This is a genomic window from Streptomyces monashensis (assembly GCF_001866665.1).
In the GTDB taxonomy this organism is placed as follows: Bacteria; Actinomycetota; Actinomycetes; order Streptomycetales; family Streptomycetaceae; genus Streptomyces; species Streptomyces monashensis.
The window spans coordinates 45,967-59,891 of sequence record NZ_MLYO01000066.1 but is presented as its reverse complement, the minus strand read 5'-3'; the positions used below and the strand labels follow the sequence as shown (position 1 = coordinate 59,891).

The window sequence follows — 13,925 nt, the reverse complement described above, 5'->3', positions numbered from 1 at the left end:
GCCCTCGCGGCGCCCCACGGCAGGCGTTGCCCAGGAGCCGCGCGCTCTCCCCGTGCCTGCTACGACAGTTCGCCGCGCCCCTGCCGTGGCAGCCCCAGCTCCGCTGCCGCCGCTGAGTTGCAGTACTCGCGGACCGCGCTCGTGCGGGCGACCACGCGCCCCCGGTGGATCACGATCCGGCTGTAGGCCAGGGAGAGGGCACCGGGGAGGCGGTCACCGCGCACCGCCAGGAGGTCGGCGGGGAAGCCCGCCTCCACGCGTACCTCCGGCAGCCCCAGGACCGCGCGGGCCGAGCCGCTCACGGCGTCGTAGGCGTTCTCCGGGCGCAGGCCGTGAGAGGAGGCGAGGAGATAGGCGGCCTCCAGGGGATCGCCGCGGCCGACCGGGTTGGAGACGTCGCGCAGGGCTCCGCTGCCGGCCGCCACGCGCACCCCGGCCGAGCGCAGCAGCCGTACCGGAGGCGTGCCCCGGCGGTCGGTGGCGCAGCAGCCGCCCTGAGGCAGGCACACCACCGTGACCCCGGCCGCCGCGAGCTGGTCGGCTGCGCGGGAGGCGGCCTCGGCGGGCAGGCGCGCAAGCCCGGCGCACGGCCCGATCGTCACGCCGGGGCGCAGGCCCCCCGCCATGGCCGCGAGCCGGGACAGGCGGGCCGGGTCGGCGGCGTCCGTGTGCAGGTCCACCGGGCAGCCGTGCTCGGAAGCCATCTCCAGGACCGCCTCGACGTAGCCGGCGGGGTCGGGGTCCAGGTCGGGGCAGCCGCCCACCACGGCGGCGCCCATCTTCAGCGCGTCACGCAGCATCGCGAGCCCGTCGGCCCCGGCCGCGCCGGTCAGCAGGCGCGGCGTCGCCACCGTCGTCAGGTCCGCGAGCCCCCGCAGCGACCGCCGCGCCTGGAGGACCGCGCCCAACGCACCGAGGCCCTGAACGTCACCTACGCGTACGTGCGCGCGTACCGCCGTCGCCCCGTGCCCGAGTTGCAGCAGGGCCGCCTCCGTCGCCCGGCGCTGGACGTCGTCCGGCGCGTACGACACCGGCCCGGCGCGCTCGGCGGACAGGGCGGTGTCGCCGTGGGCGTGCGGTTCGGCCGGGGCCGGCAGGAGCAGATAGCCGCTGAGATCCAGGCGTGTGGCGCCCGTACGGGCTGGTCCCGGCGCGAGGCTGCCGGTCGTGCCCACCGCCTCGATGCGCCCGCCGCCCAGCCGTACGTCCACGGTCCGGCCGTCGGTGAGCCGCGCCCCGCACAACAGCAGGGCGGCAGGTTCGGACGGCCCGGAGGAACCCGGGAAGTTCGACGGCTGGTGGGGCTGCGGCTGACTGTCGGGCATCGCGCTCCAGGGTCGGGGCCGGGGGCTCGGGGCGGGCTCGCGTGAGGTCTGCGAGGGGCGCTTTGCCCCCAAGATCACGCAGAGCGAGTCGAGCCTAGGGTGGCGAGCCGCGCGGGATGCGCAGGAGCGCAATAGTCGTACCGGTGTGGTCCGCCCATGGCAGTACAGATATCGCCCGCCCGCGTGGCCCCCGCCTCTCCCGACGACGCCCACGCGCGCGTGCCGTACCCGACGGCGAGGTGTCCGGGAGACGTCGGCGGGCAGATGACGCCCACGCGCGCGTGGCGCACCCTCTCGTCACTGTCGGCCACACCCGGGAACCCGAGTCCGCGGACCCGGGCACAAGCGCGTGCCCCCGGCCCCCGAGCGCAGTCGGTCACCACCGCGCCGAGTGCGAGGTGTCCGGGACGGACAGAGGCCCCGCGCGGGTCCGCGGCCGCGGCTCTCCTGCGGCTCAGGAGGCGGCTGCGCGGGCTGAGATGAGGGGTGGGACGGGCCGCCGGATACGGATTTGGGTGAACGGCGGCGGACCGTGTAATGTCTTCATCGCTCGCCCCAATAGCTCAGTCGGCAGAGCGTCTCCATGGTAAGGAGAAGGTCAACGGTTCGATTCCGTTTTGGGGCTCTGGTGTGAGAGGTTCCTGTCGAAAGGCGGGGTCCGATCGCATCGCAGCGGTGTAGCTCAGTCGGTAGAGCAAGCGGCTCATAATCGCTGTGTCACCGGTTCAAGTCCGGTCACCGCTACTGACAGTAGCCGATTGCGGGGTCGGTCCTTCGATCGGCTACTCTTTTTGCGTTGAATCAGTCCATCCGTTCGTCTTAGGAGCACTCACGTGGCTGCCACCGACGTCCGCCCGAAGATCACGCTGGCCTGCGTGGAGTGCAAGGAGCGGAACTACATCACCAAGAAGAACCGGCGTAACAACCCGGATCGCCTGGAGATGAAGAAGCACTGCCCGCGTTGCAACGCGCACACCGCGCACCGCGAAACGCGCTGATCAGGCTCGTACGCGAGGCCGTCCCCTTTCGAGGGGGCGGCCTCGCGTCGTTTCACCGGGCCGTCGGTCGGAAGATCCGGAATCCGCTTGCCGGGTCCAGGTCGTTCCCCCGCGCATTCCCCGGCCGGTTTACGGCTAATTTGGGGCCATCACAGCAGACTTCAGGAGGTGCCGGGCCATGGCGCTCGACCAGTCCTTCGTGGGACGGACCTACCCGCCCACCGCGCCCTATGAGGTGGGCCGGGAGAAGATCCGTGAGTTCGCCGATGCGGTGGGGGAGGCCAACCCGGCGTTCACCGATCCGGAGGCCGCGAAGGCGTTCGGGTATTCCGATGTGATCGCCCCGCCCACGTTCGTGTTCTCCATCACGTTCCGGGCCGCGGGCCAGGTGATCGAGGACCCGCAGCTCGGCCTCGACTACAGCCGCGTGGTGCACGGCGACCAGAAGTTCGCCTACAGCCGCCCGGTGCGGGCCGGCGACCGGCTCACGGTCACCTCCACCATCGAGGCGATCAAGTCCCTCGCGGGCAACGACATCCTGGACATCCGCGGTGAGGTGCACGACGAGGCGGGCGAGCACGTCGTGACCGCCTGGACCAAGCTCGTGGCCCGCGCGGCCGAGGAGGCGTGAGGACCTGATGACGGCGAAGATCGCGTACGACGACGTCGAGGTCGGCACCGAGCTTCCGGCGCAGACCTTCCCCGTGACCCGCGAGACCCTCGTGCGCTACGCGGGCGCCTCCGGGGACTTCAACCCGATCCACTGGAACGAGAAGTTCGCCAAGGAGGTCGGGCTGCCGGACGTCATCGCGCACGGCATGTTCACGATGGCCGAGGCGGTCCGCGTGGTCACCGACTGGACCGGGGATCCGGGCGCGGTCGTGGAGTACGGCGTCCGCTTCACCAAGCCGGTCGTCGTGCCGAACGACGACAAGGGCGCCCTGATCGAGGTCAGCGGCAAGGTCGCGGCCAAGCTCGACGACAACACCGTCCGCGTGGACCTGACGGCGACCAGCGGCGGTCAGAAGGTGCTGGGGATGTCCCGGGCCGTCGTACGACTGGCCTGACGGCAGGCGTGACGCGCTGAGCCGGCCGCGCACAGTAGTGAGGTAAGGGGCGTCCTCCAAGAGGGGCGTCCCTTACGTGTGTTCCGCTGCGTACCTCCCGTGCGGGCCGCGATTGCCAAGTTAGTGATTGAGTACTAACTTTGCTTCATGCCCAGGATGAGTGCGGAGGAGCGGCGCGAGAGCGTCATTCGCGCGGCGACCGCCGAGTTCGCGCGCGGTGGCTACCACGGTGCGACCACGGAGGCGATCGCCCGGCGGGTCGGGGTCTCGCAGCCGTATCTCTTCCGGCTCTTCCCGGGCAAGAAGGCGATTTTCCTCGCGGCGGCCGACCGCTGCGTGGAGGACACCATCCGCACCTTCGAGGAGGCCGCGAAGGGGCTGGAGGGCCAGGAGGCCGAGAGCGCCATGGCGAACGCGTACACCAGGGTCATCGCGGAACGGCCCGAGCGGCTGATGATGCAGATGCAGATGTACGTCGCCGTGGCGGCCGCCGAGGCGGAGGGCGACCGCGAGTTCGGCGAGGGCGTACGGGCCGGCTGGATGCGTCTGTGGGACACCGTGCGCGCCGCGCTCGGCGCGGACGCCGGCGGGACGACCGCCTTCATGGCGCACGGGATGCTCATCAACTGCCTGGTGGCCATGGGCTTTCCGGACGGACACCGGGTGTGGGAGGGGATCTATGCGTCGGGCCGGTCCGAGGACTGCCTGGCGGAGTAGGGCGTCGCGGACCGGGAAGGCCGGCGTTTTTTCATGGCCGGGAAAGTTAGTCATCAATAACTAACCAGATTGCTCTGGGGGAGAGATGTCACAGCAGAACGCACCGAGCACAGGCCGCGGGGGAGCCGTCTGGGCCCTCGTGATCACCAGCGTCGCCGGATTCATGGCGGCCCTCGACAATCTCGTCGTCACCACCGCCCTTCCCTCCATCCGCAAGGATCTCGGCGGGGCGCTGGACGATCTCGAATGGACCGTGAGCGCCTACACGCTCACCTTCGCCGTCCTGCTGATGTTCGGCGCCGCGCTCGGTGACCGCTTCGGGCGCCGGCGGCTCTTCAGCGCCGGACTCACCGTCTTCACCGGTGCGTCCGCCGCCGCGGCCATGGCGCCCGGCATCGGCTCGCTGATCGCCGCCCGCGCGGTCCAGGGTGTCGGCGCGGCCGTGATGATGCCGCTCACGCTGACCCTGCTGACCGCGGCCGTGCCCGCCGCCCGGCGCGGGACGATGTACGGCATCTGGGGCGCCGTCAACGGCCTCGCCGTCGCCTCCGGGCCGCTGATCGGCGGCAGCCTCACCGAACACGCCTCTTGGCACTGGATCTTCTGGCTGAACGTGCCGCTCGGCCTCGCCGTGCTGCCGCTCGCCCGGCTGCGGCTCGCCGAGTCCTACGGCGCCGGAGCCCGGCTCGACGTCCCCGGCACGCTGCTGGCCAGCGGCGGGCTCTTCGGGGTCGTCTACGGCCTGGTCCGCGGGCCGGCCGACGGCTGGAGCGACGCCGTGGTGCTCACCGCGCTGTTCTCCGGCGCCGCCCTGCTGGCCGGTTTCGTGATCTACAGCTCCCGCGCGGAGCACCCGATGCTCCCCATGCGGCTGTTCCGCTCACGCGCGTTCGCCGGGATCAACGCGGCCAGCCTGCTGATGTTCGTCGGGATGTTCGGCTCGATCTTCCTGCTCAGCCAGTACATGCAGGGCGTGCTCGGCTACTCGCCCACCGAGGCGGGACTGCGGATGCTGCCGTGGACCGGTATGCCGATGCTCGTCGCGCCGGTCGCCGGAATCCTCTCCGACCGCATCGGCGGCCGTCCGGTCGTCGCGGCGGGCCTGTTCTTCCAGGCCGTCGGGCTCGGCTACATGGCCGTCGTGGCCACCGCGCACGCCTCCTACGCCGTCCAGTTGCCCGCCCTGATGATCAGCGGGGTCGGCATGGCCCTGTACTTCGCTCCGGCCGCCAGCCTCGTGATGTCCAGCGTCCGCCCGCACGAGCAGGGCATCGCCTCCGGCGCGAACAACGCGCTGCGCGAGGTGGGCGGCGCGCTCGGCATCGCCGTGATGTCGTCGATCTTCTCCGCGCAGGGCGGTTACGGGAGTGCGCAGAGCTTCGTGGACGGCCTGCGGCCCGCCCTGGTCACCGGCTCGGCGGTGGTCGCCGTCGCCGCGCTGGCGACCTTGGCGATCCCGGCGCGGCGCAGTGCCGCCCCGGCCGGCGCGTCGGACGAGCAGGGAGCCGGCCGCGTGCAGGTGCCCGCCTCCCGCGAAGCCGCCTCGCTGGAAACGACCGCCCGCTGACCAGGGAACGCACCGAAAGAGCCCGGCCCGTGGTGCCCGTTCTTCCCCGGACCGTTCCGATCGCTCCGGCGCGGGACACCCAGGCGCACGTCTTCACCTCGCGTCGGCCACACGCGCGTGGACCCGGCAGCCGGACCACGCGCGTGTGTGTACGCGTGTCGGTCGCTGAGCGTGGCCGACGGCCGGGCGTGGTGCAGCCGGGCGAGGGCCACGCGCGCGTGCGTACGCGGGTCGTGGCCGGGCCGCGGGGCCACCGTGTGCCGGGCGGGGCCGCCGTCCGGTGGGGCTGACCGAGGGGCCGCGTGGGTGACGGGCTGTCCGAGGCGTCTCGTAGTCTTGGGGCCGTGCAGGTACTCCACGACGCCCCCCTTGCCCCGCTGACCACGTTCCGGCTGGGCGGTCCCGCGACGCGGCTGGTGACCGCCGAGACCGACGCCGAGGTGATCGACGCCGTTCGCGAGGCCGACGACACCGGGACCCCGCTGCTGATCATCGGCGGTGGGTCGAACCTGGTCATCGGCGACAAGGGCTTCGACGGCACCGCCCTGCGCATCGCCACGCGCGGTGCCGAGCTGCGCGGTACGACGCTGGAGCTGGCCGCCGGTGAGGTGTGGACGGACGCCGTGGCCCGCGCGGTCGAGGCCGGGCTCGCCGGGATCGAGTGCCTGGCCGGCATCCCGGGCTCCGCGGGCGCCACCCCGATCCAGAACGTGGGCGCCTACGGCCAGGAGGTGTCCTCCACCATCACCGAGGTGATCGCCTACGACCGGCGCGCCGGCGAGACGGTCACGCTGGCGAACGAGGAGTGCGCCTTCTCGTACCGGCACAGCCGTTTCAAGGCCGACCCCACGCGTTACGTCGTCCTGCGCGTCCGCTTCGGGCTGGAGGACGCGGGCGGGCTGTCGGCTCCGGTCAGGTACGCGGAGGCGGCGCGTGCGCTCGGCGTGGAGCCCGGTGACCGGGTGCCGCTGGCCGACGCCCGCGAGACCGTGCTGAAGCTGCGTGCCGGGAAAGGCATGGTGCTCGACCCCGAGGACCACGACACCTGGTCGGCCGGGTCCTTCTTCACCAACCCGATCCTCACCGACGAGCAGTTCGCCGCGTTCCACGCGCGCGCGTGCGAGCGGCTGGGGGCGGGCGTCGAGCCGCCCGCCTATCCGGCGGGCGAGGGCCGTACGAAGACCTCCGCGGCCTGGCTGATCGACAAGGCGGGCTTCACCAAGGGCTACGGCACCGGGCCCGCCCGCATCTCCACCAAGCACACCCTGGCCCTGACCAACCGGGGCGCGGCCACCACGGAGGACCTGCTGGCGCTGGCCCGCGAGGTCGTCGCCGGTGTCCGCGAGGCCTTCGGGATCACCCTCGTCAACGAACCGGTCACCGTGGGCGTCAGCCTCTAGCGCGGTTCAGTAGGCCACGCCGACCCCCTGCTTCACCGTCCCCTCGTCGCCGGTCATCGACAGCATCGCGTGCGCGACGTCCGCGCGCGCGATGAAGCGGCCGGCCCGCGGGAAGCCGCCGACGACCGTGCGGTAGTGGCCGGTGAGCGGCTTGTCCTGGAGGCGCGGGGGCCGCACGGAGGTCCAGTCCGTGCCGCTGCGGGCCAGCTCGGCCTCCATCTCGGCGAGGTCGGCGTAGATGTCCTTGAGGACGGCCCTCACCACCCCGCGCGCGGCCCGGTCCAGGGCGCCGTCGCCCTCGGCCGCGGGGCCGACCGGACCGGCGCTGACCACCAGCAGCCGCCGTACGCCCTCGGCCTCCATGGCGCGCAGCACCGTGCGGGTCAGCCGGGTGGTGACCCCGGCGTCCTTGCGGCTGCGCGCGCCCAGGCCGGACAGAACGGCGTCCCGGCCCGCGACGGCCGCACGCACGCCCTCCGGGTCGCGCAGATCGGCCTGGAACACCTCCAGCGCATCGCTCCTGACGGCTGAGACGTCGAACCGGGACGGATCGCGGACCACGGCGGTGACCCGGTGGCCGGCGTCGAGCGCCTGGCGGACGATCTCCCGGCCGATGCCGCCGGTGGCGCCGAAAACGGTGAGGTTCATGAGTGCTGCTCCCGTGCTCGGGATGAGTGGGTGAGTGTTCACTCACCCTGCTTCCCTCTAGAGTGGGTAAACACTCACCCACCCGTCAAGCCCGATTGGACACCTCATGGAGCCGAAGCCCGCGCGCGTGCGCATCCTCGACGCCGCACACGAGCTGATGCTCACCGCCGGGCTCGCCCGCGCCACCACCAAGGAGATCGCGCGCGCGGCCGGCTGCTCGGAAGCGGCTCTCTACAAGTACTTCGACAGCAAGGAAGAGCTGTTCGTCCAGGTGCTCAAGGAGCGGCTGCCCCGCCTCACGCCGCTGCTCGGCAGCCTTGCCGCCGAACCGGGACAGGGCACCCTGGAGGGCAACCTCACCGAGATCGCGCGCCAGGCCGCCCTCTTCTACGAGCAGAGCTTCCCGATCGCCGCCTCGCTGTACGCCGAGCCCCAGCTCAGGGCGCGCCACTTCGAGGCGCTGCGCGAGCTCGGCTCGGGCCCGCACCGGCCCATCCGGGACCTGGACGCCTACCTGCGCGCCGAGCAGGCCGCGGGCCGCGTCCACGCCGACGCCGACACCTTCGCGGCCGCCTCCCTGCTGCTGGGCGCCTGCGCGCAGCGCGCGTTCGCCTACGACGCGACCGACACCGGGGAGCGGCCGCCGGTCGACGAGTTCGCCGCGCGGCTCGCGCAGACGCTGCTGGGCGGAATCTCCGTTGTGCCGGGCTCCGTGTGAGCCTCAGGCTGGGCGCATGACACGTGCCCCAAGTGCCCCGAACGTCCCACCCACCTCCGGAAGCACGGCCGTATGCGGCTGAGGCTGCGCGAGTTCCGGCCCCGCACCGGACCGTACGCACACCGGGTCGTCCAGCCCTGGCAGCCCCTGCGCCACACGTCGCTGCGTGCCCCCGAGCCCATCGGGCTGCTGCTCGGTGACCACGAAGGGCTGAACCGGCTGGCGGGCCTGTTCTCCTTCGCCGCGTACTCCCCGCACACGATCGTCCATGTGCCGCTGCGCGACGGCGTCCCGCCCGACGAGGGCGTCGGGGACCTGGTCGACCTCGTCCTCGTCCACCACTCGCTCGGGCTGCGCGCCGGCCGGTGGCCCGAACTGCGGCGGAAGCTGCGTCACGGCACCCCGCTGACCGTCCGCACCGACGAGGCGCGCACCGCGCGGGATGCCGCGGCCTGGCGCGCGGGCCTGGGCCGCGCGGACTTCCGGGACGAGCTGCGGCACGCCACGCACGCGCGTACGTTCCTTCTCTTCGGCAGTCGGAAGTCGTTCGCCGAGACGGCCACCGGATTCGCCCACGCGGCGGGCCACGGGCCGTTCCAGCGGGGCGTGGGCGAGGGACGCATGGCGTACCTGGGGTCGTTCCTGCCGCTGGTCGAGTCGCCCGGCGGCGGGCATCCCGTCGAGGTGATGGTCTGCTTCAAGCCGTATCCGCCCTACGCCCACTTCAGACGGCCCGGTGAGCCCGTCAGAGGGGTCAGGCGGCCGGGCGCACCAGCCACTCGTCCACGCCGGCCAGCAGCCGCGCCCTGACGTCCTCCGGGGCGGCCGAACCGCGCACCGACTGGCGCGCCAACTCCGCGAGTTCGGCGTCCGAGAAGCCGTGGACGTGCCGGGCGATCTCGTACTGGGCGGCCAGCCGGGAGCCGAACAGCAGCGGGTCGTCGGCGCCGAGCGCCATCGGGACGCCCGCCTCGAAGAACGTGCGCAGCGGCACGTCCTCGGCCTTCTCGTACACGCCGAGCGCCACGTTGGACGCCGGACACACCTCGCAGGTCACCTGCCGGTCCGCCAGCCGCTTCAGCAGCCGCGGGTCCTCCGCCGCGCGCACCCCGTGTCCGATCCGGTGGGCGTGCAGGTCGTCCAGGCAGTCGCGCACCGAGGCCGGGCCGGTCAGCTCGCCGCCGTGCGGGGCCGACAGCAGGCCGCCCTCGCGGGCGATGTGGAAGGCCCGGTCGAAGTCGCGCGCCATGCCGCGCCGCTCGTCGTTGGAGAGCCCGAAGCCGACCACGCCCCGGTCCGCGTACCGCACGGCCAGCCGGGCCAGGGTGCGCGCGTCCAGCGGATGTTTCATCCGGTTGGCCGCGACCAGGACCCGCATGCCGAGCCCGGTCTCCCGGGCGGTGGTGTCCACCGCGTCCAGGATGATCTCCAGCGTCGGGATCAGACCGCCCATCCGGGGCGCGTACGACGTCGGGTCCACCTGGATCTCCAGCCAGCCCGAGCCGTCCTTCAGGTCCTCCTCGGCCGCCTCCCGGACGAGGCGCTGGATGTCCTCCGGCTCGCGCAGGCAGGAGCGCGCCGCGTCGTACAGCCGCTGGAAACGGAACCAGCCGCGCTCGTCCGTGGCCCGCAGTTTCGGCGGCTCGCCGCTGGTCAGCGCGTCCGTCAGGGCGTCGGGCAGACGTACGCCGTACTTGTCGGCCAGTTCCAGCACGGTGGCCGGTCGCATCGAGCCGGTGAAGTGCAGGTGCAGATGGGCTTTCGGCAGCTCAGAGAGATCACGTACACGCTCCATTCCAGGATCCTGCCGTACGTCCCCGAACTCCCGGAAGCCGTTTCCCTGAACGTGGTCTTGCTCGCACACAGAAGCGGGCCGTCTCCCCGCAGGGAAACGGCCCGCACACGCGCGTGGCGACCGGGAACTAGTCCCGGGCCTCCGCCAGCAGCTTCTGCAGCCGGCTCACGCCCTCGACGAGGTCCTCGTCGCCGAGCGCGTACGACAGCCGCAGGTAGCCGGGGGTGCCGAAGGCCTCGCCCGGGACGACCGCGACCTCGGCCTCCTCCAGGATCAGCGCGGCCAGCTCGACCGTGTTCTGCGGGCGCTTGCCGCGGATCTCCTTGCCGAGGAGGGCCTTGACCGACGGGTACGCGTAGAAGGCGCCCTCGGGCTCCGGGCAGAGCACGCCGTCGATCTCGTTGAGCATCCGCACGATCGTCCTGCGGCGGCGGTCGAAGGCCTCGCGCATCTTCGCCACGGCCGTGAGGTCACCGGAGACGGCGGCCAGCGCGGCCACCTGGGCCACGTTGGAGACGTTCGAGGTGGCGTGCGACTGGAGGTTCGTCGCGGCCTTGACGACGTCCTTCGGGCCGATGACCCAGCCCACGCGCCAGCCGGTCATGGCGTACGTCTTCGCGACGCCGTTGACCACGATGCACTTGTCGCGCAGCTCGGGCAGGAGCGCCGGCAGGGAGGTGAACTCCGCGTCGCCGTAGACGAGGTGCTCGTAGATCTCGTCCGTGAGCACCCACAGGCCGTGCTCATGCGCCCAGCGGCCGACGGCCTCGGCCTGCTCGCGGCTGTAGACCGCGCCGGTCGGGTTGGACGGGGAGACGAAGAGGACGACCTTGGTCTTCTCCGTGCGGGCCGCCTCCAGCTGCTCCACGCCGACGCGGTAGCCGGTGGTCTCGTCGGCCACGACCTCGACCGGGACGCCGCCCGCGAGGCGGATCGACTCGGGGTACGTCGTCCAGTACGGCGCCGGGACGATGACCTCGTCGCCCGGGTCGAGGATCGCCGCGAACGCCTCGTAGATGGCCTGCTTGCCGCCGTTGGTCACCAGGATCTCGGAGACCTCCGGCTCGTAGCCGGAGTCGCGCAGCGTCTTCGCGGCGATCGCGGCCTTCAGCTCGGGCAGGCCGCCGGCCGGCGTGTAGCGGTGGTACTTGGGGTTCTTGCAGGCCTCGACGGCCGCCTCGACGATGTAGTCCGGGGTCGGGAAGTCGGGCTCGCCGGCGCCGAAGCCGATCACCGGACGCCCGGCGGCCTTCAGGGCCTTGGCCTTGGCGTCCACGGCGAGGGTGGCGGACTCGGAGATCGCGCCGACTCGGGCGGAGACCCGGCGCTCGGTGGGAGGGGTTGCAGCGCTCATGCGGCCCATCGTTCCAGACCGGAAATGTCCCCGGCACGCGGGTTTCACAGACTGAACAGCAAGGTGTCGGCACGTGAACACGGATCCGAATCCGGGTCCGATCCGCCCTCCGGCCAGGACGATCTTCGGCCGCACCGCCCCGGACGGGCACTTTCTGTTCGACGCCGGGCCGTGGACCACGTACACTCTCACCTCGTTGGCCTTCGGCAGCCGCCGCCGACGCCGGTGCACACCGAGCACCCGGTCGGATGCGGTACGTTGGGGGACACACAAAGGGTCGTAGCTCAATTGGTAGAGCACCGGTCTCCAAAACCGGCGGTTGGGGGTTCAAGTCCCTCCGGCCCTGCTACACACACCGCCAGGATGTGTGCGCATGTACGTTCAGTAATGCACCGCCGTGCGGCTCCAGAAACCGGGCGCGGCACGGCCATGACCCGGGACCAGGTGAGGACGCATGACGGACGCCGTGGGCTCCATCGACACGCCTGATGCCCAGGACGAGGTGTCCGAGTCCAAGAAGAAGGCCCGCAAGGGCGGCAAGCGCGCCAAGAAGGGCCCGCTGAAGCGCCTCGCCACCTTCTACCGCCAGATCATCGCGGAACTCCGCAAGGTCGTCTGGCCGACTCGCAACCAGCTGACGTCGTACACCACTGTGGTGATCTTCTTCGTCGCCATCATGATCGCCCTGGTGACCGTGATTGACTATGGGCTCAACCACGCGGCCAAGTACGTCTTCGGCTGAGCCAAGAGCGAAGGGCGCCGTGGTACCGGCGCCCGTTTTCGCATGTTCCACCCCTATGTATCCAGGAAGAAGCAGCCACCGTGTCTGACCAGAACCTGAACGACGCCATCGAGTCGCACGGGCAGGACGTCGAGTCCGTGGAAGACGAGCTCGACATCGTCGAAGGTGCGGACGAGGACCTGGACGAGGTCGAGGCTGCCGACGACGAGGCGGGCGAGCCGGCCGAGGAAGCCGCGCTGCACGTCGAGGACGAGGACGGCGAGGAAGCCGAAGAGGCGGAAGAAGCCGAAGAGGCTGTCGCGGAGGCCGCCGAGGAGGAGCCGGCCGCGCCGGTCGACCCCGTCGAGGCCCTGCGCCAGGAACTGCGCATCCTGCCCGGCGAGTGGTACGTCATCCACACCTACGCCGGTTACGAGAACCGCGTGAAGACCAACCTGGAGCAGCGCGCCGTCTCGCTGAACGTCGAGGACTACATCTTCCAGGCCGAGGTGCCGCAGGAAGAGGTCGTCCAGATCAAGAACGGCGACCGCAAGACGATCAAGCAGAACAAGCTGCCGGGTTACGTCCTGGTCCGCATGGACCTGACCAACGAGTCCTGGGGCGTCGTCCGCAACACCCCGGGCGTCACCGGCTTCGTCGGCAACGCCTACGACCCGTACCCGCTGACCCTGGACGAGATCGTCAAGATGCTCGCCCCGGAGGCCGAGGAGAAGGCCGCCCGCGAGGCCGCCGAGGCCGAGGGCAAGCCCGCCCCGCAGCGCAAGGTCGAGGTCCAGGTGCTGGACTTCGAGGTCGGCGACTCGGTCACCGTCACCGACGGCCCGTTCGCCACGCTCCAGGCGACCATCAACGAGATCAACCCCGACTCCAAGAAGGTCAAGGGTCTGGTGGAGATCTTCGGTCGCGAGACGCCGGTCGAGCTGTCCTTCGACCAGATCCAGAAGAACTAGTTCTCTCTGGAGTCACCGCTTCCGAGCAGGTCAGGCAGGCTGTCTCAGCCCGTCTGACCTGCTCGGTTTTAAGCCGCGCATCTATACCCGTTATCGTTGTGCGGTATGCCTGCGTCAGGACTCGTTCCGCGCGCGGGCATGGACCCGAATCGAAAGGACCCGGAGAGTAATGCCTCCCAAGAAGAAGAAGGTCACGGGGCTCATCAAGCTCCAGATCAACGCCGGTGCGGCGAACCCGGCCCCGCCGGTCGGCCCCGCGCTGGGCCAGCACGGCGTCAACATCATGGAGTTCTGCAAGGCGTACAACGCCGCGACCGAGTCGCAGCGTGGCTGGGTGATCCCGGTGGAGATCACGGTCTACGAGGACCGCTCCTTCACCTTCGTCACCAAGACGCCGCCGGCCGCGAAGATGATCCTCAAGGCCGCTGGTGTCGAGAAGGGCTCCGGCGAGCCGCACAAGACCAAGGTCGCCAAGATCACCGAGGCGCAGGTCCGCGAGATCGCCACGACCAAGATGCCCGACCTCAACGCCAACGACCTGGACGCCGCGTCGAAGATCATCGCCGGCACCGCCCGTTCCATGGGCATCACGGTCGAGGGCTGACCTCACCCCCCAGCAGTCATGCGGCCGTAGCCGGTCGCAC

The 13,925-nt window shown here is 71.3% G+C and carries 15 protein-coding genes and 3 tRNA genes; 14 read left to right on the top strand and 4 right to left on the bottom strand.

Going from position 1 to position 13,925, the window contains the following annotated elements:
• Nucleotides 1-59 precede the first annotated feature (59 nt).
• Complete coding sequence (locus BIV23_RS35335) at nucleotides 60-1,325, bottom strand: amidohydrolase family protein (protein ID WP_071385050.1); 1,266 nt, start codon at nucleotides 1,323-1,325, stop codon at nucleotides 60-62.
• 552 nt (nucleotides 1,326-1,877) lie between these two features.
• On the opposite strand from BIV23_RS35335, the gene BIV23_RS35330 reads away from it, so the two are divergent.
• The 8 genes from BIV23_RS35330 to BIV23_RS35295 all read left to right on the top strand — a co-directional run bounded on the left by BIV23_RS35330 (nucleotide 1,878) and on the right by BIV23_RS35295 (nucleotide 7,074).
• Nucleotides 1,878-1,950: transfer RNA gene (locus BIV23_RS35330), tRNA-Thr, on the top strand.
• 46 nt (nucleotides 1,951-1,996) lie between these two features.
• Nucleotides 1,997-2,069, top strand: a tRNA-Met gene (locus BIV23_RS35325).
• 89 nt (nucleotides 2,070-2,158) lie between these two features.
• On the top strand, nucleotides 2,159-2,323 hold the full coding sequence (gene rpmG / locus BIV23_RS35320) for a 50S ribosomal protein L33 (RefSeq protein WP_003948671.1): 165 nt from the start codon (nucleotides 2,159-2,161) through the stop codon (nucleotides 2,321-2,323).
• A gap of 178 nt (nucleotides 2,324-2,501) precedes the next feature.
• The gene (locus tag BIV23_RS35315; RefSeq protein ID WP_071385049.1) at nucleotides 2,502-2,954 is read left to right on the top strand and encodes a MaoC family dehydratase N-terminal domain-containing protein; all 453 of its coding nucleotides are present in this window, start codon (nucleotides 2,502-2,504) and stop codon (nucleotides 2,952-2,954) included.
• 7 nt (nucleotides 2,955-2,961) lie between these two features.
• Complete coding sequence (locus BIV23_RS35310; RefSeq protein WP_071385048.1) at nucleotides 2,962-3,390, top strand: MaoC family dehydratase; 429 nt, start codon at nucleotides 2,962-2,964, stop codon at nucleotides 3,388-3,390.
• A 147-nt stretch (nucleotides 3,391-3,537) separates the two neighbouring features.
• A complete protein-coding gene (locus BIV23_RS35305) occupies nucleotides 3,538-4,107 on the top strand; it encodes a TetR/AcrR family transcriptional regulator (RefSeq protein ID WP_177240145.1) in 570 nt (189 codons plus the stop codon).
• 85 nt (nucleotides 4,108-4,192) lie between these two features.
• Nucleotides 4,193-5,674: a DHA2 family efflux MFS transporter permease subunit gene (locus BIV23_RS35300; protein WP_071385046.1), complete on the top strand. Its 1,482-nt coding sequence runs from the start codon at nucleotides 4,193-4,195 to the stop codon at nucleotides 5,672-5,674.
• A gap of 344 nt (nucleotides 5,675-6,018) precedes the next feature.
• The gene (locus tag BIV23_RS35295; protein ID WP_071385045.1) at nucleotides 6,019-7,074 is read left to right on the top strand and encodes a UDP-N-acetylmuramate dehydrogenase; all 1,056 of its coding nucleotides are present in this window, start codon (nucleotides 6,019-6,021) and stop codon (nucleotides 7,072-7,074) included.
• A gap of 6 nt (nucleotides 7,075-7,080) precedes the next feature.
• Here BIV23_RS35295 and BIV23_RS35290 read toward each other — a convergent pair whose 3' ends face one another.
• Nucleotides 7,081-7,722, bottom strand: coding sequence for an NAD(P)-dependent oxidoreductase (locus BIV23_RS35290; RefSeq protein ID WP_071385044.1), 642 nt, complete (start codon nucleotides 7,720-7,722; stop codon nucleotides 7,081-7,083).
• 106 nt (nucleotides 7,723-7,828) lie between these two features.
• Between BIV23_RS35290 and BIV23_RS35285 the strand changes: the two genes are divergently transcribed.
• Both BIV23_RS35285 and BIV23_RS35280 read left to right on the top strand, forming a co-directional pair.
• The gene (locus BIV23_RS35285) at nucleotides 7,829-8,440 is read left to right on the top strand and encodes a TetR/AcrR family transcriptional regulator (RefSeq protein WP_071385043.1); all 612 of its coding nucleotides are present in this window, start codon (nucleotides 7,829-7,831) and stop codon (nucleotides 8,438-8,440) included.
• 72 nt (nucleotides 8,441-8,512) lie between these two features.
• Complete coding sequence (locus BIV23_RS35280; protein WP_071385042.1) at nucleotides 8,513-9,250, top strand: hypothetical protein; 738 nt, start codon at nucleotides 8,513-8,515, stop codon at nucleotides 9,248-9,250.
• On the opposite strand, the gene BIV23_RS35275 is transcribed toward BIV23_RS35280, so the two are convergent.
• Nucleotides 9,195-10,235: an adenosine deaminase gene (locus BIV23_RS35275; protein ID WP_071385041.1), complete on the bottom strand. Its 1,041-nt coding sequence runs from the start codon at nucleotides 10,233-10,235 to the stop codon at nucleotides 9,195-9,197. The two genes, BIV23_RS35280 and BIV23_RS35275, sit on opposite strands and share 56 nt — an antisense overlap.
• A 127-nt stretch (nucleotides 10,236-10,362) precedes the next feature.
• Nucleotides 10,363-11,589, bottom strand: a complete 1,227-nt coding sequence (locus BIV23_RS35270; RefSeq protein WP_071385040.1) for a pyridoxal phosphate-dependent aminotransferase — start codon at nucleotides 11,587-11,589, stop codon at nucleotides 10,363-10,365.
• 273 nt (nucleotides 11,590-11,862) lie between these two features.
• Between BIV23_RS35270 and BIV23_RS35265 the strand changes: the two genes are divergently transcribed.
• The 4 genes from BIV23_RS35265 to rplK all read left to right on the top strand — a co-directional run bounded on the left by BIV23_RS35265 (nucleotide 11,863) and on the right by rplK (nucleotide 13,885).
• Nucleotides 11,863-11,935: transfer RNA gene (locus BIV23_RS35265), tRNA-Trp, on the top strand.
• A gap of 108 nt (nucleotides 11,936-12,043) precedes the next feature.
• The gene (secE, locus tag BIV23_RS35260) at nucleotides 12,044-12,331 is read left to right on the top strand and encodes a preprotein translocase subunit SecE (RefSeq protein WP_071385039.1); all 288 of its coding nucleotides are present in this window, start codon (nucleotides 12,044-12,046) and stop codon (nucleotides 12,329-12,331) included.
• Between the two features lie 80 nt (nucleotides 12,332-12,411).
• Nucleotides 12,412-13,281 (top strand): transcription termination/antitermination protein NusG, encoded by an 870-nt coding sequence (gene nusG / locus BIV23_RS35255; protein WP_071385038.1) that lies wholly within the window; start codon nucleotides 12,412-12,414, stop codon nucleotides 13,279-13,281.
• Between the two features lie 169 nt (nucleotides 13,282-13,450).
• On the top strand, nucleotides 13,451-13,885 hold the full coding sequence (gene rplK / locus BIV23_RS35250) for a 50S ribosomal protein L11 (protein WP_018543896.1): 435 nt from the start codon (nucleotides 13,451-13,453) through the stop codon (nucleotides 13,883-13,885).
• Nucleotides 13,886-13,925 lie beyond the last annotated feature (40 nt).